20 protein-coding genes are annotated in these 20,815 nt (G+C 36.8%); 12 read left to right on the top strand and 8 right to left on the bottom strand.

What is annotated here, in order from left to right:
- Positions 1 to 10: 10 nt before the first annotated feature.
- Positions 11 to 757 carry a uroporphyrinogen-III synthase gene (locus tag B5X51_RS08105; protein ID WP_079720641.1) on the bottom strand — a complete coding sequence of 249 codons (747 nt, stop codon included), beginning with the start codon at positions 755 to 757 and terminating at the stop codon, positions 11 to 13.
- A 28-nt stretch (positions 758 to 785) separates the two neighbouring features.
- Positions 786 to 1,463, bottom strand: a complete 678-nt coding sequence (locus tag B5X51_RS08110; protein ID WP_317042106.1) for a DUF4271 domain-containing protein — start codon at positions 1,461 to 1,463, stop codon at positions 786 to 788.
- Between the two features lie 85 nt (positions 1,464 to 1,548).
- Here B5X51_RS08110 and B5X51_RS08115 point away from each other — a divergent pair, with 85 nt between their 5' ends.
- Genes B5X51_RS08115 through B5X51_RS08125 form a run of 3 tightly spaced genes read left to right on the top strand, consistent with a single transcriptional unit; the run spans position 1,549 to position 4,158 of the window.
- Positions 1,549 to 2,283: a polyprenol monophosphomannose synthase gene (locus tag B5X51_RS08115; RefSeq protein ID WP_079720643.1), complete on the top strand. Its 735-nt coding sequence runs from the start codon at positions 1,549 to 1,551 to the stop codon at positions 2,281 to 2,283.
- Positions 2,280 to 3,623, top strand: coding sequence for a dihydroorotase (locus tag B5X51_RS08120; protein WP_079720644.1), 1,344 nt, complete (start codon positions 2,280 to 2,282; stop codon positions 3,621 to 3,623). Before B5X51_RS08115 ends, B5X51_RS08120 begins: the two co-directional genes overlap by 4 nt.
- A gap of 1 nt (position 3,624) precedes the next feature.
- On the top strand, positions 3,625 to 4,158 hold the full coding sequence (locus B5X51_RS08125) for a DUF4296 domain-containing protein (RefSeq protein ID WP_079720645.1): 534 nt from the start codon (positions 3,625 to 3,627) through the stop codon (positions 4,156 to 4,158).
- On the opposite strand, the gene B5X51_RS08130 is transcribed toward B5X51_RS08125, so the two are convergent.
- Positions 4,155 to 5,168: an NAD-dependent epimerase/dehydratase family protein gene (locus B5X51_RS08130; protein ID WP_079720646.1), complete on the bottom strand. Its 1,014-nt coding sequence runs from the start codon at positions 5,166 to 5,168 to the stop codon at positions 4,155 to 4,157. The genes B5X51_RS08125 and B5X51_RS08130 overlap by 4 nt on opposite strands.
- Before the next feature lie 267 nt (positions 5,169 to 5,435).
- Here B5X51_RS08130 and tyrS point away from each other — a divergent pair, with 267 nt between their 5' ends.
- Positions 5,436 to 6,734 (top strand): tyrosine--tRNA ligase, encoded by a 1,299-nt coding sequence (gene tyrS, locus B5X51_RS08135; protein ID WP_079720647.1) that lies wholly within the window; start codon positions 5,436 to 5,438, stop codon positions 6,732 to 6,734.
- 237 nt (positions 6,735 to 6,971) lie between these two features.
- On the opposite strand, the gene B5X51_RS08140 is transcribed toward tyrS, so the two are convergent.
- The 4 genes from B5X51_RS08140 to B5X51_RS08155 form a co-directional block, all read right to left on the bottom strand.
- Positions 6,972 to 7,949 (bottom strand): LuxE/PaaK family acyltransferase, encoded by a 978-nt coding sequence (locus B5X51_RS08140; protein WP_079720648.1) that lies wholly within the window; start codon positions 7,947 to 7,949, stop codon positions 6,972 to 6,974.
- A gap of 154 nt (positions 7,950 to 8,103) precedes the next feature.
- On the bottom strand, positions 8,104 to 8,448 hold the full coding sequence (locus B5X51_RS08145; RefSeq protein WP_079720649.1) for a T9SS type A sorting domain-containing protein: 345 nt from the start codon (positions 8,446 to 8,448) through the stop codon (positions 8,104 to 8,106).
- Between the two features lie 153 nt (positions 8,449 to 8,601).
- Positions 8,602 to 10,572 (bottom strand): hypothetical protein, encoded by a 1,971-nt coding sequence (locus B5X51_RS08150; RefSeq protein ID WP_079720650.1) that lies wholly within the window; start codon positions 10,570 to 10,572, stop codon positions 8,602 to 8,604.
- Between the two features lie 59 nt (positions 10,573 to 10,631).
- Positions 10,632 to 13,433: a TonB-dependent receptor gene (locus B5X51_RS08155; RefSeq protein ID WP_079720651.1), complete on the bottom strand. Its 2,802-nt coding sequence runs from the start codon at positions 13,431 to 13,433 to the stop codon at positions 10,632 to 10,634.
- Between the two features lie 175 nt (positions 13,434 to 13,608).
- Here B5X51_RS08155 and B5X51_RS08160 point away from each other — a divergent pair, with 175 nt between their 5' ends.
- Together B5X51_RS08160 and B5X51_RS08165 are read left to right on the top strand one after the other, a co-directional pair.
- Positions 13,609 to 14,292: a response regulator transcription factor gene (locus B5X51_RS08160; protein ID WP_079720652.1), complete on the top strand. Its 684-nt coding sequence runs from the start codon at positions 13,609 to 13,611 to the stop codon at positions 14,290 to 14,292.
- A complete protein-coding gene (locus B5X51_RS08165; protein WP_079720653.1) occupies positions 14,292 to 15,362 on the top strand; it encodes a sensor histidine kinase in 1,071 nt (356 codons plus the stop codon). Before B5X51_RS08160 ends, B5X51_RS08165 begins: the two co-directional genes overlap by 1 nt.
- Here B5X51_RS08165 and B5X51_RS08170 read toward each other — a convergent pair.
- Positions 15,309 to 16,367 (bottom strand): glycosyltransferase, encoded by a 1,059-nt coding sequence (locus B5X51_RS08170; protein ID WP_079720654.1) that lies wholly within the window; start codon positions 16,365 to 16,367, stop codon positions 15,309 to 15,311. The genes B5X51_RS08165 and B5X51_RS08170 overlap by 54 nt on opposite strands.
- A gap of 68 nt (positions 16,368 to 16,435) precedes the next feature.
- Here B5X51_RS08170 and trmB point away from each other — a divergent pair, with 68 nt between their 5' ends.
- From trmB to B5X51_RS08200, 6 genes are all read left to right on the top strand, one after another.
- On the top strand, positions 16,436 to 17,110 hold the full coding sequence (gene trmB / locus B5X51_RS08175) for a tRNA (guanosine(46)-N7)-methyltransferase TrmB (protein ID WP_079720655.1): 675 nt from the start codon (positions 16,436 to 16,438) through the stop codon (positions 17,108 to 17,110).
- 7 nt (positions 17,111 to 17,117) lie between these two features.
- Entirely contained in the window at positions 17,118 to 17,741 is a 624-nt protein-coding gene (locus tag B5X51_RS08180; RefSeq protein WP_079720656.1) for a LysE family translocator, read from the top strand.
- A gap of 2 nt (positions 17,742 to 17,743) precedes the next feature.
- Positions 17,744 to 18,073 carry an MGMT family protein gene (locus B5X51_RS08185; protein ID WP_079720657.1) on the top strand — a complete coding sequence of 110 codons (330 nt, stop codon included), beginning with the start codon at positions 17,744 to 17,746 and terminating at the stop codon, positions 18,071 to 18,073.
- A 196-nt stretch (positions 18,074 to 18,269) separates the two neighbouring features.
- Complete coding sequence (locus B5X51_RS08190) at positions 18,270 to 19,403, top strand: Mrp/NBP35 family ATP-binding protein (protein WP_079720658.1); 1,134 nt, start codon at positions 18,270 to 18,272, stop codon at positions 19,401 to 19,403.
- Positions 19,404 to 19,646, top strand: coding sequence for a NifU family protein (locus tag B5X51_RS08195; protein WP_079720659.1), 243 nt, complete (start codon positions 19,404 to 19,406; stop codon positions 19,644 to 19,646).
- A gap of 31 nt (positions 19,647 to 19,677) precedes the next feature.
- Entirely contained in the window at positions 19,678 to 20,739 is a 1,062-nt protein-coding gene (locus tag B5X51_RS08200) for an NAD(P)/FAD-dependent oxidoreductase (protein ID WP_079720660.1), read from the top strand.
- The last annotated feature ends 76 nt before the right edge of the window (positions 20,740 to 20,815 follow it).

Genomic DNA, 20,815 nt, shown 5'->3' on the forward strand with positions numbered 1-20,815 from the left:
TAAAATGCTTCTATTTTTTATTTACTTCAGTAATATATTTTTGCAGCGCCATAGTCATAGAAGGGGTGTCTGGAGTTGGCGCTTTTATATTAACAGTTAGGCCATGTTCTTTGGCGGCTTTAATGGTCGTGTTTCCAAATACCGCTATTTTCGTTTGTTTTTGTTCAAAATCCGGGAAATTTTCGAATAGGGATTTGATACCGCTTGGGCTAAAGAAAACCAAAATATCGTAAGTTACATTACGCAGGTTAGAAAGGTCACTCACCACAGTCTTATAGAATGTAGCCTGTTTCCATTCAACACCTAATTTGTTTAGGGTTTTAGGAACGTCTGGCTTAAGCATATCTGAAGATGGTAATAAGAATTTTTCGTTCTTATATTTCTTAATAAGTGGAGAAAGATCAGCAAAAGTTCTTTTACCAACATAAATTTTCCGCTTGCGATACACTACGTATTTCTGTAAGTAATATGCTACAGCTTCACTTAAACAAAAGTATTTAAGGGTGTCTGGTACCTTAAAACGTAAATCCTCGGCGATTCTAAAGAAGTGATCTACAGCATTACGGCTAGTAAGAATAATAGCTGAATACTGGGTGAGATCTACTTTTTGCTGGCGTACTTCTTTAGAAGAAACACCTTCTACGTGGATAAAAGGGATGAAATCAATTTTTACCTTTTGTTTTTCCTCAAGCTCAAAATAAGGAGAATTCTCTACTTTAGGCTCGGGTTGGGAAATCAAAATTGTTTTCACTTTCATATGTCAATACTTTTATTTTATCCTTAATTTAAATTGTAATTACCTTGTACAAAATAATATAAGGTGAAATTTCGAGAGCGCAAAGGTACAAAATAAAATAAAACCAATTAGCCGTAATGAGACTTTGATTTTCCCTGTAAATCAATAACAGGCTAAAAATATTGGATAGGACTAAAATACCTACTATAGTATATAAACTAAAGGCGGTAGGAGTGTAGGTGTAGATAAATATTAAACTGGGAATTAATAAGATAAGTCCTATGAAATTACGGTAGCTTATTTTTTGATAGAGGTAAGAATCTATCTGGGTATCTAAATCAAAAACATTACCTATAATTTTTTCCAGGCCAAATTTGAGCAATACAAAACTGGCATATGCTGTGGCAATTCTAATGAATAGAACGGTGGGGTCCAGAGCTGATTCCTCCCAGAAAAAATTGAAAAAAAGGAAGAAAATTAATGAAAATGAGATGAGGTGAACAAAGAAGAGTAAAATGTTAAAAGGATGAAAAGCCTTATTCTTTTTTCCTCTAAACATCATAAATTTGTTTGAGGTAAGTAGAGACATAAAATCTTCAAATCGCTGTGGATAAGCAGTTTTCACAATGGCTAATAATAGGAATGCCCCCATTAAAGTTATGGTGATCCAGTCTAGTGAGCTTATATGTCTTTCTACAGCTTCCAGTATTAGAGTTTTTATGCAAATGTATAATTATTTTGAGGTTAAAACTTGAAGATTAAGCCGGGAAACGAAGATTTAAAATGCCTACATTTGTGCAAAAATTGGTAAGATGGTAAAGGGGATAGTCATTGTACCCACCTTTAATGAAATTGAAAATATTGAGCGACTGGTTAGAAATGTGTTCTCCCAGCATAAAGAATTTCATATTTTGGTGGTAGATGATAATTCTCCCGATGGCACCGCAACCCGTGTAAGAACGTTGCAAGCTGAGTTTCATGATAAGCTTTTTCTTGAAGAAAGAATTGGAAAATTAGGTTTGGGAACAGCTTATATTCACGGATTTAAATGGGCACTGCAAAGGGATTACGACTATGTTTTTGAGATGGATGCCGATTTTTCCCATAATCCAAACGATCTAGTGAGATTGTTTAATACCTGCAAAAGAAATGATGCCGATGTGGCTATAGGTTCCCGCTATGTAACTGGTGTGAATGTGATTAACTGGCCTATGAGCCGGGTTTTATTATCCTGGTTGGCATCTAAATATGTAAGGTTTATTACCGGAATGGATATTCACGATACCACGGCCGGTTTTATTTGTTATAAAAGAAAAGTACTCGAAACTATAGACCTGGATAGTATTCAGTTTGTGGGCTATGCGTTTCAGATAGAAATGAAGTTTAAGGCATATTTGCTGAAATATAAATTAGAAGAAGTTCCTGTAATATTTACAGATAGAACACGAGGAACTTCAAAAATGAGTGGCTCCATAATTTCTGAAGCTATTTTTGGGGTAATAATAATGAAGATTAAAAGTCTTTTTAAGCAGATTAAATTAAAATGAAGAAGGTCTTAATAAAGAATGCGAAGATTGTAAATGAGGGTAAAATAACTGACGCCGATGTTTTTATTGAAGGCGGAATTATTTTAGAAATCGCTGAAAGCATTAGTGCTAAATCCCCAGATGTGCAAATCTTTGATGCCGAAGGTACACATTTACTGCCTGGTGTGATAGACGATCAGGTGCATTTTAGAGAGCCGGGACTTACGCATAAAGAAAATATAGAGATGGGCTCTAAGGCAGCTGTTGCCGGTGGAATTACTTCTTTTATAGAAATGCCCAATACCATTCCGCAAACAACTACTATAGAAAAACTGGAAGATAAATTTAAACTGGCCGAAGAGAAATCTTACGCCAACTATTCTTTTATGTTTGGTGGTACTAATGATAACCTGGAGGAAATTTTAAAAGTAGATCCTAAAACTACAGCAGCTTTAAAGCTATTTTTAGGTTCTTCTACGGGAAATATGCTGGTAGATGACGAAAAAATTCTAGAACAAATATTTTCTAAATCCCCCCTGCTTATCGCTGTTCACTGTGAAGATGAAGAAACTATTCAAAAAAACCTTCAGGAATATACAGAACGTTACGGAGATGATATTCCAATTGAGGAACATCCAAATATTAGAAGCGAGGAAGCCTGTTATAAATCTTCTTCCAGAGCAGTGGCCCTTGCTAAAAAGACCGGTGCAAGATTGCACGTTTTTCATGTTTCTACAGAAAAGGAATTAAGTTTATTTAGCAATAAGAAGAAGCTTAAAGATAAAAAAATCACTGCAGAGGTATGTATTCATCATCTTTGGTTTAACGATTCAGATTATAAGAAAAAGGGAACCTTAATAAAATGGAACCCTGCGGTAAAGACCAAAAAAGATCAGGAAGCTTTAATGAAAGCTTTAAATAATGATTTGCTGGATGTGGTTGCTACAGATCACGCACCGCATACTAAGGAAGAGAAGAAAAATGTTTACACCAAAGCCCCAAGTGGAGGTCCACTAGTACAGCATTCCCTGGCAGCGATGTTGCAATTCTACCACCAGGAAAAAATTTCTTTAGAAAAAATCGTTGAAAAAATGTGTCATAACCCGGCTATCTTGTTTCAAATAAAAGATCGCGGATTTATTAGAGAAGGTTATAAAGCCGATTTGGTGCTGGTAGATCTAAATGCACCATGGTCAGTTCAGGCAGATAATATTCAGTACAAATGTGGCTGGTCTCCTTTTGAAGGCGTTACTTTTAAATCTAGGGTAACACATACTTTTGTAAATGGAAATTTAGTGTACAGGAATTTCAAGCACCAGGCTTTTGCTCCGGTAGCAGAGCGTTTGCAGTTTGATAGATAATATGTTGAAAAAAATCATTTTACTGTTTAGTATCGCTGTAGCTTTTATAGCTTGCCAGGATATTGAAAACTCTGAAAAACCGGAAAATCTTATTCCGGAAGAAAAAATGGTGGATATAATTACAGAAATTTCCCTGTTGCAATCTGCAAGGAATTTTAGCAAGCGCATTTATGAAAGTACCGGAATTAAGGGTCAGGAGTATGTTTTTGAGAAGTACAATATAGATAGCATTCAGTTTAAACGCAGCAACGATTATTATGCTGATAATTATGAAACCTATCAACGTATTTACGATAGTGTAAAAGAAGGTTTTGAAAGAATGAAAGTTAAATTAGATACCTTACAGAAACAGGAAAAACATATTGAAGATTCTATTGCGCAGGCTAAAAAGGATTCTTTAAAAAAGGTCGCAGATTCTTTAGATCCAGAACTTGAGCGGGAATTAGAGGGTGTTTCAGATTCTTTAATAGAAGAAAAAGATTCGCTTAATATAACTCCTATTGATAGCCTTCCCACGCCAATGTCCAGAAATTAAGAATTGTCTTTTTTATAGCATTTAGCCGTTTCAGCAATTACTTTTTTCATTGGGGTGAATTCAAACTCAATATGTTTTTTAATCTTTTGGTTGGTATAAAAAGTATGTTGAAATAAGGTGTTTACAGTATTTTTAGTAATGCTTCTTTTGGCACCAAAAAAACCTCCGATTTTCTGAAAAAACCATCCCAGCCATAGCATCCATTTTTTAAGATCTTTTTGAGGTTTTGGTTTGTTTAATTCAGTTGCGGTAAGGTCAAAAACTGTTTTGAAACTAAGGTTTTCTGAAACTAAAATATAGTCTTCATTTTCAATCTCAGCTTGCATAAGTTCTAGCATTACGTTTACTACGTCATTAACACCAACAAAACCAGCTGATTTTGGGAAATGATACTTCATTCCTTTATTAATTCTTGAGAAAATTTGCCCAGTGCCTTCTTTCCAAAATCCCGGGCCAATAATAATTCCCGGCTTTACAATTACGGTAGGAACGCCTTCTTGTGTGCCTCGCCAGGTTTCAATTTCGGCACCATATTTAGATATCGCATAGTCGCTATGGTCGTCTTCTGGACTCCACATGCTGCGTTCGTTGATTTCTTTGGTTTTAAGATTTTTTCCAAGCGCGGCCACGCTACTTACATAGCATAATTTTTTAATCTTAAAGGCAATACAAAGATTCACAATGTTCGCGGTGCCTTCAATATTAATTTTTCTAAGCTTTTTATCATCTGCAGGATCAAAGGAAACCAGGGCTGCACAGTGATAAACATATTTTATGTTTTCAAAAGCTTTATTGAGTTGAGGTACATTGGTAATATCTGCTTCAAACCATTCAATTTGCTGAAACAAGCTTTTTGCTTCTTCAGCAGAAGTATAATAATTGAAGACGTGCTCAACTGCGGTGAGATCGCTATTTTTTCTATGAAGGGCTCTAACTTTTTTGCCGGCTTTTAATAAATTCAGTAATAAATGTGACCCTACAAGTCCGGTGCCGCCTGTAACTAAAATCATGCGGTAAATATACCAAAAGCACTTAGGAAAAATAAGAGTTTATAGTATCTTTACTCCATAATCGAGATTTAATGTTTCGAGGTTTGCTTCGAAATCCAAAAATTTTTCCATTTAATGCCTCGTTGGCTTGCCACAGGTTATTTTACTGGATAATATAGATTTAAATCTCCGAGATTTCCGAAAAATCAAAATATTATTTCCTATTAGTGCCCTGGGTATTTGTCCCAAGGTGATTTACTATTATTTTTGCGCAAAATTATTTGAATTATGAATAATAAGAACTTTGTAGAAGAATTAACCTGGAGAGGCATGTTGCACGATGTGATGCCGGGTACCGAAGAACATTTAAAAGAAGGAATGCGAGGCGCTTATGTGGGAATAGACCCAACAGCCGATTCTCTGCATATAGGTCATTTGGTTAGCGTAATGATGCTTAGGCATTTTCAGTTATGTGGGCATAAACCCTATGCTTTAATTGGTGGCGCAACGGGAATGATTGGTGATCCTTCGGGGAAATCTGCAGAACGAAATTTGCTTGATGAAAAAACTTTACGTCATAACCAACAGTCTATAAAAAACCAACTTTCTAAATTTTTGGAATTCGGGAAAGAAGAGGACAATGCGGCGGTAATGGTGAATAATTACGACTGGATGAAAAATTTCAGTTTCCTTGAATTTATTCGTGATGTAGGGAAGCATATTACCGTAAATTATATGATGGCCAAAGACTCGGTTAAAAAGCGACTGTCTTCTGATGCTGCTGAAGGAATGTCTTTTACCGAATTTACTTATCAATTAGTACAGGGTTACGATTTTCTGCATTTATTCAGGGAAAAAGATTGTACTCTTCAAATGGGCGGTAGCGACCAGTGGGGTAATATCACCACCGGGACCGAGATGATTAGACGTGTGGCTAATGGAAAAGGCTATGCTTTAACCTGCCCGTTAATTACAAAAGCAGACGGCACTAAATTTGGGAAAACCGAAGGCGGAAATGTTTGGTTGGATCCTAACCGCACCTCGCCTTACAAATTCTACCAATACTGGTTAAATACCAGTGATGTGGATGCCGAAAAATATATTAAGATCTTTACATTATTAAGTAAGGATGAGATAGAAAAAATAGTTGAGGAACATAAAGCAGCACCTCATTTACGTGTGCTTCAAAAAACTTTAGCTGAAGAAATTACAGTGATGGTGCATTCGCAGGAAGATTATGAAAACGCAGTAAAAGCATCTGAAGTACTCTTTGGAAAAAGTACTGCTGACGATTTAAAATCTTTAAATGAAGCTACATTCTTAGATGTTTTTGAAGGCGTGCCTCAAGCTGAAATTCCCAAAGCTGAAATAGAGGATGGTTTGGATATGATTGCAGCACTTTCTGCCAAAACTAATTTTCTGAACTCTAACGGGGAAGCTAGAAGGGCGCTTAAAGAAAATTCTGTTTCTGTAAATAAGGAAAAGGTGAAAGAAGATTATACTATTATACCGAGTGATCTTATTAATGATAAGTATGTGATTATTAATAAAGGAAAGAAAAACACCTATATAATTAGAGCGGTATAGCTAATAGTTAGATAAATACAAAGCCCCGTAAACAGGATGTTTGCGGGGCTTGCAACTAACTAACCAATCTAATATGAAAAAATTTCACTTAGCCGTAAGAATAAATCCAGTTTATTGAATATTGTTCTTACATATATTAAGTCGATAGAATTCCCGAATATTTACAGGTTTTAACAGATTTTAACTATAAGATACTGATATTTAGTGTTTTATTGACTGGTGTTTAGCGACTAATTGTTATAGCACTAAAAGATTACATCCCCGAATATCACTATTATCAAATCTTCCAAGAATTTCAGTGAAGTCTCCCTTTATATTTTTTGCTAAATCCTGTGTGGCTATAAATGAACAAGAGTTAAAATTAGCCAGGTCTATCACGTTTATCCCTCCTGTCTTGTATTCTGGGAGGTAGCTTAAAGCATCTTCAGGGTCTCGTATAAGGATTTTCATCCAGGGTGGAGTTTCAAAAATACCATTACCTTTAGAGTAAGATTGCGATAATAACTCGGTCATTCCGTATTCACTATGAATTTCGTCTACTCCAAATCCTTTTGCCAGAACCTTATGTAATTCTTCCCGAATCATTTCTTTTCGTCGGCCTTTCATGCCGCCAGTTTCCATAATTGTAGTGTTTTTTAGGTTGAACTCGTAGGTTTCAACTAAATCTAGCAGCGCAAATGAAACACCTAATAGGAGAATCTTTTTTCCGCTTCTATCCAGATCTTTCAATTGCTGTTGTAAAGTTTCGAGGTTATCTAGATAAAAGCCACTTTCTGGGTGTTTACTTCGTTTTATTAGACTATCAGCCATATAGATTAATGAAGAGCCCTGGCGTTCTAAATAAGAAGGTAGCAGCGCTAAAATGACCATGTCTTCCGGGTTTCCGTAGAAAAGCTCAAAAGCTTTAAAGAAACTTTCTTCATATACCTTCAAATCGGTTACGTAATGCTTGCTTGTAGCCGTGCCGGTGGTACCGCTGCTGGTAAACATAATTTCAGCTTTATTATTTGAAGAAACTACTTTCTTTTTTTTAAAGAATTCTATGGGTAGAAATGGAATATCTTTAATTTGGGAAACGGTTTCAGGGGTTCGTTCTAATAATAGGCAAAACTCTTTATAAACAGGATTATGTTGAAACTGATAAGAAAAAACTTCAAGAGTAATCTCTTCAAAACCCTGCTGAGTAGAAATATTGAAAATTCTTTCAGCTAACATTCGTATGAAAATTTAGAAAGGCGAAGTTAAGAAATCTTAGGTATGTGGTTGCTGTAAATAAATTTACCCGGTAATTGAGATTTAAATGCTCCGGGGCTTCCCTTTAATAAGATAGCTTTATTTAATGACTTTTTGAAGATTTAATATAATGATGTTATCTCACCACCAATTTCCTGGTAGCAGTAGCTTTTTCTTCTTTGATTTTTAGAATATAGATTCCTGCGCTAAGGTTGGAGACATCAAGCTCTCTTCCTCTCAATTTAGTGCGTTGAACAGGTTTTCCTAAAACATTATAAATCTGGATATCCTTATCTTTATTTTGAGAAGTACTAATATAAACTTTCCCATTAGTAACAGGGTTAGGATAAATAGATAAGCCCTCTATTGGAATTTCGGTTTTATTCCCCGAGCTGGTGGTATCCTGAGCATAAACCGCATTTGGTGCAGAGAATGTTAGGAAAACAGCTATTATGAAAGTATAGAAGTAGTATTGCTTCATTCTTTAATATCGAGGTTTATACAAAACTACAATAAAATTTCAAAAACGATGCCAGATTTATTGTGTATTTAATCTTAATATTATATTAAAAAAAGGCTGCCGGTGAGGGCAGCCTTTTAGAGCTAAATCATTACTAAATAATCTGTTACTGCATTATTTTGCCCAACTAAAAGTTTCAACATCTACAGTAGCATCTACTTCATAAGTGGCTTCTAATGTTGCAGCTACGCCGGCTATTTGAATAGCAGAAAGATCTGTTCTTTGTTCTTCAGCAATATCAATAGCAGTATCATAACCTGAAAGCGAAAGTCCTGTAATGGTGGCTCCAGACTGTGCTTTGAATTGAAGGGCAATACCTCCGGTTTCTGAAACTGCCGTAAAGTTTTCTACTGTAGGATTTCCATTTACACCATCAGCTTCAATGGCAGTTGAAAAGTTTTCTATGGTATGATAAACATAAGTGTTTTTCACCCCGCCATTCCAGCCTTCTGTCCAGTCTACAGCATCATCCTCGTTATTTTCCAAATAAAGATTGGTGGCAGAAACCGATCCTCCAAAGAATTCTACACCATCGTCTGAGCCGTTAAGGATTGCGATATTTTGGATAGTTGTTCCAGATCCAACCGCATAAAGCGAAAGCCCATTATATTGTGATTCTGAGTTAATTTGCGCTCCGGCATCAGATAGAATAAGGTATTCTATAGAGCCAGAATTATCTTCAGGATTTTCACCTCCATAAATAATACCACCAACTTCGGCAGTTGCATTAACACCAGCAGTAGTTTCAGCATTACCAGCAATTACAAGTCCGCCCCAGCTTCCTGCAACACCAGAAGTAGAAGACATTACCACTGGGTTTTCTTCAGTCCCTTCAATATCTATCATAGCTCCTTTTTGAACCACAATATAAATGCTGGTACCATCTTTATCATCATCGCTTCTTGCAGTTATTTTTGTTCCGGCAGGAATAGTTAAAGTTGCGCCTTCCTCAACAGAAACCACACCGTTAATAATATATTCTGAATTTGCATCTAAAGTAAGATCAGCATCAACAGTACCGGGAAGTACAGAAACACTACCACGATTATCCACCCAATCAAACATAGAAGGGTCTACGGTTTGTGCTTCAGAATAATCCATATCCAATGTTGCGGTAGTACCGTTTAATTGAATTGCAGAAAGATCTGTTCTTGATTCTTCAACGATATCTAATGCGGTATCATATCCTGAAAGTGAAAGACCATTTATTGTTGCACCAGATTGTGCTTTAAATTGTAAAGCAACCCCACCGGTAGAAGAAACTGCGGTAAAATTCTGGATAGTTGGATTTCCATCAACTCCATCAGCTTCAATGGCTGTAGAGAAATTTTCAATACTATGCAGTACATAAGTATTCGTTACTGTACCGTTCCAACCTTCTGTCCAGTCTACAGCATCATCTTCATTATTTTCTAAATAAAGATTAGTAGCTGAAACCGAACCTCCAAAGAATTCAACGCCATCGTCAGAACCGTTTAAAATCGCTATATTTTTAATAGTTGTTTCTGATCCAACTGCATAAAGGGAAAGCCCATTGTATTGTGATTCTGAATTGATTTGCGCACCGGCATCAGAAAGCACAAGATATTCTATAGAACCAGAGTTGTCAGCAGGATTATTTCCGCCATAGATAATGCCACCTACTTCTGCAGTAGCATCAACACTAGCGGTAGTTTCAGCATTACCTGCAATTACAAGTCCGCCCCAGCTTCCTCGCTCGGCATTAGAAGATCTCATAATCACCGGGGCTGAAGAGGTACCCTGGATATCTATCATTGCTCCTTTTTGAACTACAATGTAAACACCGGTAGCATCTTCATCGGTATCTGCAACAATCTCAGTTCCGGCTGGGATTGTTAAGGTAGTACCTGGTTCTACCGAATATACACCGGTAAGATTATAGGTTTCGCTGGCATCTAAAGTGCGATCTTCCTCAACGCTACCGTTAAGAACAGTGCCTTCTGGAGTTGTGGTTTGATCGTCGTCATCCAGCCTTTCAAATTCATCATCAGAACTACAGCTTGTGATGGTTACCCCGAGTGCCAGGGCTAAAGTTGGTAAAAATCGGTTTTTAATCATTTTCATAATTTAGGTTTTAATAAAATTGAATGGTTAATATTTATGATTGAATGGTTATTAAGTTTTTAAAATGAATAGTTTACTCCAAGGCTTAAGACTGCGCCTCTCGTGTAAGATCTTACAGTTTGAGTGGCTTCCACGCCGGTGGAACTTGGTCTAATATCCTGTACTCTTTCTATTTCTGGATTTAAAAGATTTTGGCCTCGGAACTGGAAACCCCAATGATCGCCTAAACTTTTGCTAACTATAAGATCAAGAGTTATAAAGCCTTTTTCTATAATTTCATCGTTATAAAAAATATCGCCCTGGTTTTGGGCTTCTGGTGCGCCAAGCGCATATATTTTATCTGAAGCATAATTTCCTACTAAAGAAGCTCTAAAAGGGTTTTCGGATTCTGTAGAAACATTAACCGAACCGTTAAAGATCCAATCTGAAGCTCCCTGTAGGCCGATCTCGCTTTTATTGTTATATCTAAAAGTTCTAATAAAGGTTTCACCATCAAATACTTCTTTTAGATCCTGTTTGTGCCACATTTTTGATGCGTTAAATGCAACTTCCAGGTCTAAACCTTCTGGCGCTTCATTATCAATTACATCTAACCTGGTTTCAAGTTCTAATCCGTAAATATTAGCTTCTTCCCCGGCGTTGAAATAAGAGAAAACACCTGCTGCGCCTCTATCCTGAACTTTATTTATAGGATCTTTAATATTTTTATAGAATCCTGTTAGTGAAATTAACTGGCCAGAAGATGGGAAAAGTTCATATTTTACATCAAAATTCAGGTTGTTTGAAGCATCAAGATCTGGATTCCCCCGGGTAACCTGTCCTGTTTGAGAAACATATTCAAAAGGAGCAATTTCTTTAAATTCAGGTAGGGTAATAGTTTTGCTGGCCGAAAACCTAATATTTGAATTCTCGTTTGGAGAGAATTTCACATTTACACTTGGGTAAATATTGTTATAAGATTGATTGGAAAACTGTGGTAGATTCGCAGGATAGTTGTTCACGTCAAAATCTACATTAAGTTCATCTTCCTGAAAGCGTGCTCCTAAGTTTACATTCCAGTTCTCCTTCCCGTAATTAAAGTTTACAAAACCACCATAAGACTGTAATTTGGCATTATAAAAATCGGGGGTTAGCTCTTTAACTTTCAAGTCTCCACTTCTAAAGTTATCTATAACAAAAACACTTGATAAATTGTCTAACGAAGTGGGGTTAAAGGTGTTTGTATTGCGCTCAATAACACCAAAGAATCGGGAAACAAAATCTCTTTGTTTGTTTCTATAGCTTCCACCAAAGTCTACAAAGATATTTTTAGTATCGGCTTCGCTTTCTTCAGAATTGCCGAAGGTGATTCTGTCTTCAACATACGCATTGATTTCATTATCCTCAATTTTTTGAGAAGACTTTCTTTGTTGGTAACCACCCGTTTCTCCCAATTGAATAAAATCTTCCCCATTGTAATTCACTTCATTTCTAATACGGTTAGGCTCATCGGCATTAACCAGGTTATAGCCCAAGCCCCAGTTTAATTCGTTATTAGCTGAAATATTATGCGTGCCGTGCAACTGGTTTATCCATAAACGAGTTTGTTTTATATTCTGGTCACGTACAAACTGGTTAAGCCCTTCGGTAGGTCCGGTTTCTTCAAAAACAACACCTTCGCCATTTCTACCGCTTTCATAAACTTCATCGGTAAGTTTATTGATAAACAGACTTGTTGCCTTTATCTCGTTATCGTCGTTAAACTCGTAGAGCACATCTAACATCCCGGTAGTGTTATCGGTTTGAGTGAAATTCTCTACATCGGAAAAATAATCGTAGCGGTTATTGTTTCGGTATTCAGTAAATTCACCTTCTCGAAATTCAAATTTCCGAGACTGTGAAGCTGTTAAAAGTACTTTTAGGTTTTGTCCGAATTTCTTTCCGGCAGTTAGTGCATATCTTCTGTTAACGGGAGCGTATGCAGTTTTTGGGTCCCAGGACTGGTTGTAAAGAGTGTATTCAATAGGTATGTTTTGCTGATGAAATCCAGCATAAGCATTGTCTTGATTTGGGCTTACTTTAAAATTATCAAATTGTCCTTCTACGTTTGTGTTTACGCCAAATCTAACACCAAGATCAAGTTCTTCGCTTCCTACTAATTCTCTGGATTCAATATCTATATTTCCTGAAGCCTGGTCGGCAGAATAAGAAGGGGAGTATGTTTTGCTTATTCCTACGCTTTTGATAACACGTGTTGGGAAAAGACCCAGGTCTATATTCTTGCGTTCCACATCGTCTGACGGAATTGGTAAACCGTTTAAGGTTGTATATAAGTAACGATCACCTAAACCTCTTACAAAGATATCTCCTGAAGCTTCACTGCTGGTAACCCCGGAAATCTTAGTGGTTGCAGTGCCGGCATCAGAAACACCTATTTTAGCTAATTCCTGGGCGCCAATACTCTCCTTTATTTGTATGGCACTTTTTTGTTCCAACAATAAAGCCACTTCAGAATCCTGTCTTGAAACGGTAGAAATAACGACTTCGTCTAAAGCTGCAGCACTTGCTCCAAGCCCTGTATTTACTTCGGTAACTTTTCCTGCAACAACTTCAACATTGGGTATTTGCAAAGTTTCATAACCTATAAAGCTAAATTCTACGCTATAAGTTCCGGGTTCAATGTTTTTTAAGGCATATAAGCCGTCAAAATCTGAAGTTGTGCCTTTATTTGTTTCTTTAATAATTACATTGGCAAAAGGTAGGGGTTCACCCTCAACTTCATTGTCTGATAATTTCCCGGCAATCGTACCGGTAGTTTCGTTTTGCGCCTGTATTGTTATACTTAACAAAAGCAGACTTAAAATAGTTAGATAATTCTTCATTGCTGTGTTTAGTTCTCTGGTGCAAATTAACGAGGACAGTGTAAAGCCTCTGTTAAGCTGAAATTATGTGTTTATGATTATAATGTTAGCTTAAGGTTACGAAGGAGGATAGGCTTATTAAAGTTCAAATTTATGGTTACTTTTACCCCATATTTACCAATTCAACTAAACCAAAATGAAAAAAAAGGACATTAAAATCTTACTGGTAGACGATGAGCCAGATATCCTGGAAATTGTTGGTTATAACCTATCTGCCGAAGGGTATCAGGTAATTACTGCAGATAATGGTGCCGATGCTGTAAAACTTGCTAAAAAGAAAAAACCACAGCTTATTATTCTGGATGTTATGATGCCCGAGATGGACGGTATTGAAGCTTGTGCACAAATAAGGAAACTACCAGAACTGGAGGAAACTATTATTACTTTTCTTACTGCTAGAGGAGAGGATTATTCTCAAATGGCTGGATTTGATGCGGGTGCAGATGATTACATTACCAAGCCTATTAAACCAAAAGTCTTAGTGAGTAAAGTGAAAGCTTTGCTTAGAAGGTTTAAAGATGATACGGCTACTTCTAATGTGGTAAAGATTAAAGATCTTATTATTAATCGGGATGAATATAAAGTGATTAAAAGTGGAGAAGAAATAATTTTACCCAGAAAAGAATTTGAACTGCTCTCATTACTGGCTTCAAAACCTGGTAAGGTTTTTAAGAGAGAAGATATTCTTGATAATGTTTGGGGAGCAGAAGTTGTGGTTGGTGGCCGCACTATAGACGTGCATATAAGAAAGTTGAGAGAAAAAATTGGGGACGAATGTTTTAAAACCGTAAAAGGTGTTGGTTATAAGTTTGTTGTTTAATGGCAGAAAAGTTTAAACGTTCATATAAGTTTGCGATAAAGACTTCGCTGTATATCACCGTATTTCTGAGTGTGGTATTGGCAGGTTTTGCACACTTTACTACCGGTCTTTTGCTTGGGCCCTTCTTTACTTTTATACTAATTACTTATTTCGTCTCTTTCTTTATTATTCAATATAGAGTAGAGCATTTTATTTATAAGCGAATAAAAAAAATATACGATAACGTTTCGCTTTTAGACTCCACCACTTTAAGTCCTAGCCAGGTCACTACAGATATGGCTACCCTTACCCGTGAAGTTGAAAAATTCACCAAAGATAAAAAGCTGGAGATAGATACCCTTAAAGTTCGTGAGGCCTATAGAAAAGAATTTATGGGAAATGTTTCGCACGAACTTAAAACCCCACTTTTTACCGTTCAGGGGTATATTCTCACATTGCTTGATGGTGCAATGAAAGACAAAGCAGTGCGAAAAAAATACCTGCAGCGTGCAAGTAAAGGGGTGGAGCGACTTATTTATATTGTGCGGGATTTAGATATGATTACCAAACTGGAGACAGGAGATCTTCATTTAGAAAAAGAAGACTTTAATATTGTAGAGATAATTCAGGGGTCTTTTGATCTATTAGAAATGAAGGCTGCCAAAAAGAATATCACCCTTACTTTTGATATTGATTACGATGAGCCTATTTGGGTGTATGGAGACAGGGATAGAATTCAGCAGGTTTTAACCAATTTGATTGTAAATTCTGTAAAGTACGGTAAAGAAGACGGGACTACAGAAATTAGTATAGAAAACCTTATTAAAAACAAGGTGATAATTAGGGTTACAGATAATGGAGAAGGGATAGAAAAAGAAAATCTCCCTCGTGTTTTTGAACGTTTCTACCGGGTAGATAAAAGTGGTTCTAGGAAAGAAGGCGGTTCGGGCTTAGGACTTTCTATTGTAAAACATATTATTGAAGCCCACGATGAGAAAATCTACGTAGAAAGTGTTTTTGGAGTAGGTAGCGAATTCTCATTTACCCTTGAAAAGAGCAAAAACATCCCTGAAATTAACACTGAAATCTAGGCTACTGAAGCCTGAAAAACTTTTCAATTCTTCTAGTTTTGAAAGCTTAAAATCTTCTTGTTGGCAAAAAGGAGCAATGCCTTGTTTCAAAAAAAAATCGGCTAAATATTGTTGTTCGTACTGGCCTGGAGTTGGAATGAGATAGGCTTTTTTCTCTAGTTTAGCCAAATCCATAATACTGGAATACCCAGAACGGCAAATAATCACATCGCTACTTAGAATTACCTCTTGCAAGGCTATGGAAGTTAGATAATTTTTGATCTCAAGATTTTTATTTTTAGAAGAAATAGTTTTTTCAGTCATAATACCTCTTACCAGAATTATTTTTTGATCTGAATTTTGAAAAGAGATAAGTAATTTTTCTTCCAGCATAGTCCGTTGTGGTTCCGGACCCGATAAGATCGCTGCATAATCATACTGTTTTTGTTGAGGTGACTTATTAAATCGGCTAAGCGGTCCAATATATTTTACGTTTTTAGGTGTTTCTTTTGCATGCCCCATAACACCGCTTAAATTGTGCTTTCCTGGAATATCGGGAATCCAGCATTCATCGAATTTTGAGATGTATTTTTGATGTATTCTGCTGCTCAAATAAGTGGTGTTTCCGCTTAAAACATTCAGCTGGTGGGTTATGAAAACAGAAGTGATATCAATATGCCGGCACCCAAATCGGTTATCAGAAATTATCCCGGTAAAGTCATGTTCGGTAATCAGGTTTATAATTGCTTTCCTTTCCAGCCTTATCGCTTTTAAAATACCTGGGGTTTCAGTAAATAATTTCCATTTAAAGGAGCTCGCATGTTTACTGTAGGAAATATTATAGGAAGGAAGTTCAAAAGTTGTAATAGAGAGAAACTCCTTTTTTAGCAATTCTAGTGCTGCACCATCAGAGGCGATAAAAACTTCAAAACCATTAAGCTGCAATTCATTAATAATAGGAATACATCTTGTAGCGTGGCCAAGTCCCCAATTTAAAACAGCCACTAAAATTCGTTTCTTCTGCATAAATCAAATATATTATTAAGGGCCTGTACGCTATTTTCTTTAATTTTACCAAAATATTAAATTAAGGCGTGGGAAGTAAGAATAAATTAAGACGATTTAGGGAGAACGAAACATTTGAAAATGTGATACAACCCTCCCGGGAAGAGCTGGAGAAAGATGAATTCAGTTTAAAAGGAAAATGGAACAAAGAGTTTTTTAAAAATGATAATCCTATAGTATTGGAGTTGGGGTGCGGGAAAGGCGAATATACCGTTGGTCTTTCTAAGCAGGATTCAGCAAAAAACTTTATAGGAATAGATATTAAGGGCGCTCGTTTTTGGAGAGGGGCAAAAACGGCTATTGAAGAGGATCTGGTAAACGTAGCTTTTTTGAGAACCCAAATAGAATTAATAGATCGGGTCTTTGCTGAAAATGAAGTAGACGAGATCTGGATCACTTTTCCCGATCCGCAAATTAAATACAAGCGTACCAAGCACCGATTAACAAACACTGAATTTCTTCAAAAATATAAGCATATTTTAAAAGCTGAAGGCCTGGTGAATCTTAAGACCGATAGTGAATTTATGCATGGCTATACACTTGGTTTACTGCATGGCGAAGGTCACGAGATTCTATATGCGCATCACGATATTTATAAAAATGAATATTCACCAAAAGCAGTAAGGGAAATTCAAACTTTCTACGAAAAACAGTATCTTGACCAGGAAAAACCTATAACTTATATTCAATTTAGAATAAAATAAGTCCTTTTTGGAAGAAACAAAACTTTTTCTAATTACTTATTTCGCAGCCTTGCTCGGGGTAGTGCCGCCCGGTTTGGTGAATATGACCGTGGCTAAAACCTGCGTTGAAAAAGGGAAGAAAAACGGACTTTATGTTGCGTTGGGAGCTACTATTGTAGTGGTTATTCAGGCCACTGTGGCTGTTTTACTGGCTAAATATATATTCGAAAATGAATTTGTGCAGAATATTTTATTGCGCGCCGGTCTGGTAATATTTATTCTCCTGGCGGTTTACTTTTTTATTCAGGCAAAAAAGCGCGGTGGAATAGAGCATAAATCCCGCAAAGCAAATTCCAACAGTATTTTTAAGGGTATGCTTGTTGCGGCGCTAAATATTTTTCCCGTTCCTTATTTTGTAGCTATTGCAGGAGCCCTGAATATTGGGGTGGGAGCCTCTTACGATTGGTCCCGCATTATCACTTTTATTCTGGCTGCCTCTATGGGTAGTTTCACTACGCTATATGTTTATGTACTTTCTTTTATTAGAATTGAAAAACAAGCCGAAGCATTTTCTAAATATTCCAATTACTTTATGACGGCCCTAATGCTTATTCTGGTAATTGTAACACTTTTAAGAATCTATTACTCTTAGGTTTGGAAGAAAAGAACTTTTTTGAAAGGGTTTATGAAGTGGCGAGACAAATTCCAAAGGGAAGAGTAACTTCTTATGGTGCAATTGCAAAAAGTGTGGGCGCAGCAAAAAGTGCCAGGATGGTTGGTTATGCAATGAACTCGGCTAAAGTCCTAGAGGATGTTCCGGCACACAGAGTGGTGAATAGAAACGGACTCCTTACCGGGAAAAGCCATTTTGGAGATCATAGCGCGATGCAGCAAATGTTAACTGCTGAAGGAGTTAAGATAAAAGACAATAAAGTACAGGATTTTGAAAAATATTTTTGGGATCCTGTGAAAGAAATACAATAGGATTTTGCTTGTAAATTATGCTATAATCTCGCTTTATCCTTCAATAAATCAATTATGGGTAAATACTTCGTTTTCTTAGCTTTTACACTTATATTTGCGTTTAGAATGAATCTATATAAGCTGCCTGGTTTGAGAAAAACTCTTATCACGCGGCTAAAAATATCCTGATATTTTAGGGATTATAAATATTTTTTAAATGAAGTTAGACAGAAAAGAAATATTAAAATCGCTGGAAACTATTTCTGTAGCCGGAGAGGGCAAAAATATGGTAGAAAGCGGTGCTGTTCAAAATGTGATGACCTTTGGTGATGAGGTGGTTGTAGACCTGGTTTTACAAACTCCTGCTTTACATATTAAAAAGCGGGCAGAGGTAGATGTTATGAAGGCAATTCATGAACATGTAAATCAAAAAGCCAAGGTTAAAGTTAATATTAAAGTAGAATCTGCCGATAAAAAGCCGGAAATTAAAGGGAAAACTATTCCCGGAATTTCCAATATTATTGCTGTAGCTTCCGGAAAAGGAGGTGTTGGTAAATCTACGGTAACTGCTAATCTGGCGGTAACTTTATCTAAAATGGGCTTTAAAGTCGGGATTTTAGATGCTGATATTTATGGGCCGTCAATACCTATGATGTTTGATGTTGAAGCCGCGACCCCTCTTTCAGTGAATGTTGATGGAAAATCTAAAATGAAACCTGTAGAAAGCTACGGTATAAAAATTCTTTCTATCGGCTTTTTTACCCAACCAAATCAGGCGGTGATATGGCGTGGGCCAATGGCTTCTAAAGCTTTAAATCAAATGATTTTTGATGCGGCTTGGGGCGAACTAGATTTCCTTTTGGTAGATCTTCCACCGGGAACTGGGGATATTCATTTATCTATTATGCAATCGCTTCCAATTACTGGTTCGGTTGTAGTTAGTACACCTCAGAATGTGGCACTCGCCGATGCTAAAAAGGGAGTAGCTATGTTCCGTCAGGAAAGTATTAATGTTCCTGTTTTAGGGATAGTAGAAAATATGGCATATTTCACGCCAGAAGAACTCCCCGAGAATAAATATTATATCTTCGGAAAACAGGGGGCTAAAAATCTTGCTGAAGATATAGATGCTCCATTCCTGGGAGAAATACCATTGGTGCAAAGTTTAAGAGAATCTGGAGATATTGGCCGTCCTGCAGCTATGCAGGAGTCAACACCCCTGGAAGCTGCTTTTGAAAAAATCACCCGTGGGATGGTTCAGGAAACAGTAAATAGAAACAAGAGTCTGCCTCCAACTGAAGCGATTAAGATCACTACAATGGCAGGATGCAGCGCAGTTAAAAAGAAATAAATGACGAGCGAAGAAGTAAAAATAAATGTAGAGAAGGCCCTGGATGAAATTCGTCCTTTTCTTGAAAGTGATGGGGGCAACATTTCTTTGATCTCTATCGAGGATGATCGGCTGGTTAAAGTTCGTTTGGAAGGTGCCTGTGTAGATTGTACGGTAAACCAAATGACGCTTAAATCTGGAGTAGAAATGACCATTAAAAAATATGCACCACAAATAGAGAGCGTGGTGAATATTCAAAGGTAAGCATTGGGCTTGCTACAAATTTGCAAATAAAATGATTAAAACCGATATACTTATAATTGGTGCAGGGCCAACGGGCCTCTTTGCGGTTTTTGAAGCCGGATTATTAAAATTAAAATGCCATTTAATAGATGCGCTTCCTCAACCCGGAGGGCAGTGTTCAGAGATCTATCCTAAAAAGCCAATTTATGATATCCCTGGGTTTCCGGAGGTTTTGGCTGGAGATCTTGTGACTAACTTAATGGAGCAAATAAAGCCTTTTGAGCCGGGATTTACTCTTGGTGAAAGGGCGCAAACCATAGATAAGCAGGGGGATGGTAGTTTTATTGTAACGACTAATAAAGGGACAAAGCATCACGCTCCGGTAGTAGTAATTGCCGGTGGTTTGGGGAGTTTTGAACCTAGAAAACCACCTATTGCAAACATTGCTAAGTTTGAAGATAAGGGTGTAGCCTATATTATTAGGGAACCGGAAGTTTATAGAGATAAAAAAGTGGTAATTGCCGGTGGAGGTGACTCTGCTTTAGATTGGGCTATATATTTAGCCGATGTTGCTTCAGAAGTTTCGCTGGTACACCGAAGAAATGATTTTCGTGGTGCTTTAGATTCTGTAGAAAAGGTAGAAGAACTTTCAAAAATTGGAAAAATCAATCTTATTACCAATGCAGAAGTAACCGATCTTCAAGGAGAAGATGAGCTGAAAAATGTGGTGATAACCCATAAAGCTTCCGCTTCAGAAAAAGAGATAAAAGAAACCGATTATTTTATTCCTTTATTTGGACTTTCCCCTAAATTAGGTCCTATTGCCGACTGGGGTCTGGAGATAGAGAAGAATGCGATTAAAGTTGATAATGCTTACGATTATCAAACCAATATTCCCGGAGTTTATGCCATTGGAGATGTGAATACCTATCCCGGAAAATTAAAGTTAATTTTGTGTGGTTTTCACGAAGCGGCCATTATGTGCCAAAGTGCTTACCAACGCATCTTCCCAGATAAAAAGTATGTGATGAAGTATACCACCGTGAGTGGAGTTAGTGGGTTTGACGGCAGTAAGAAAGAAGCCAAAAAAGAAGTTGTAAAGAGTATAAATTAAAACAATAGATTGTCTACAAAGTAATCGTCATTACGAACGAAGTGAAGTAATCTTTCAAATGAAATTATTACTTAAA

The organism is Salegentibacter holothuriorum, assembly GCF_900168045.1.
GTDB lineage: Bacteria > Bacteroidota > Bacteroidia > Flavobacteriales > Flavobacteriaceae > Salegentibacter > Salegentibacter holothuriorum.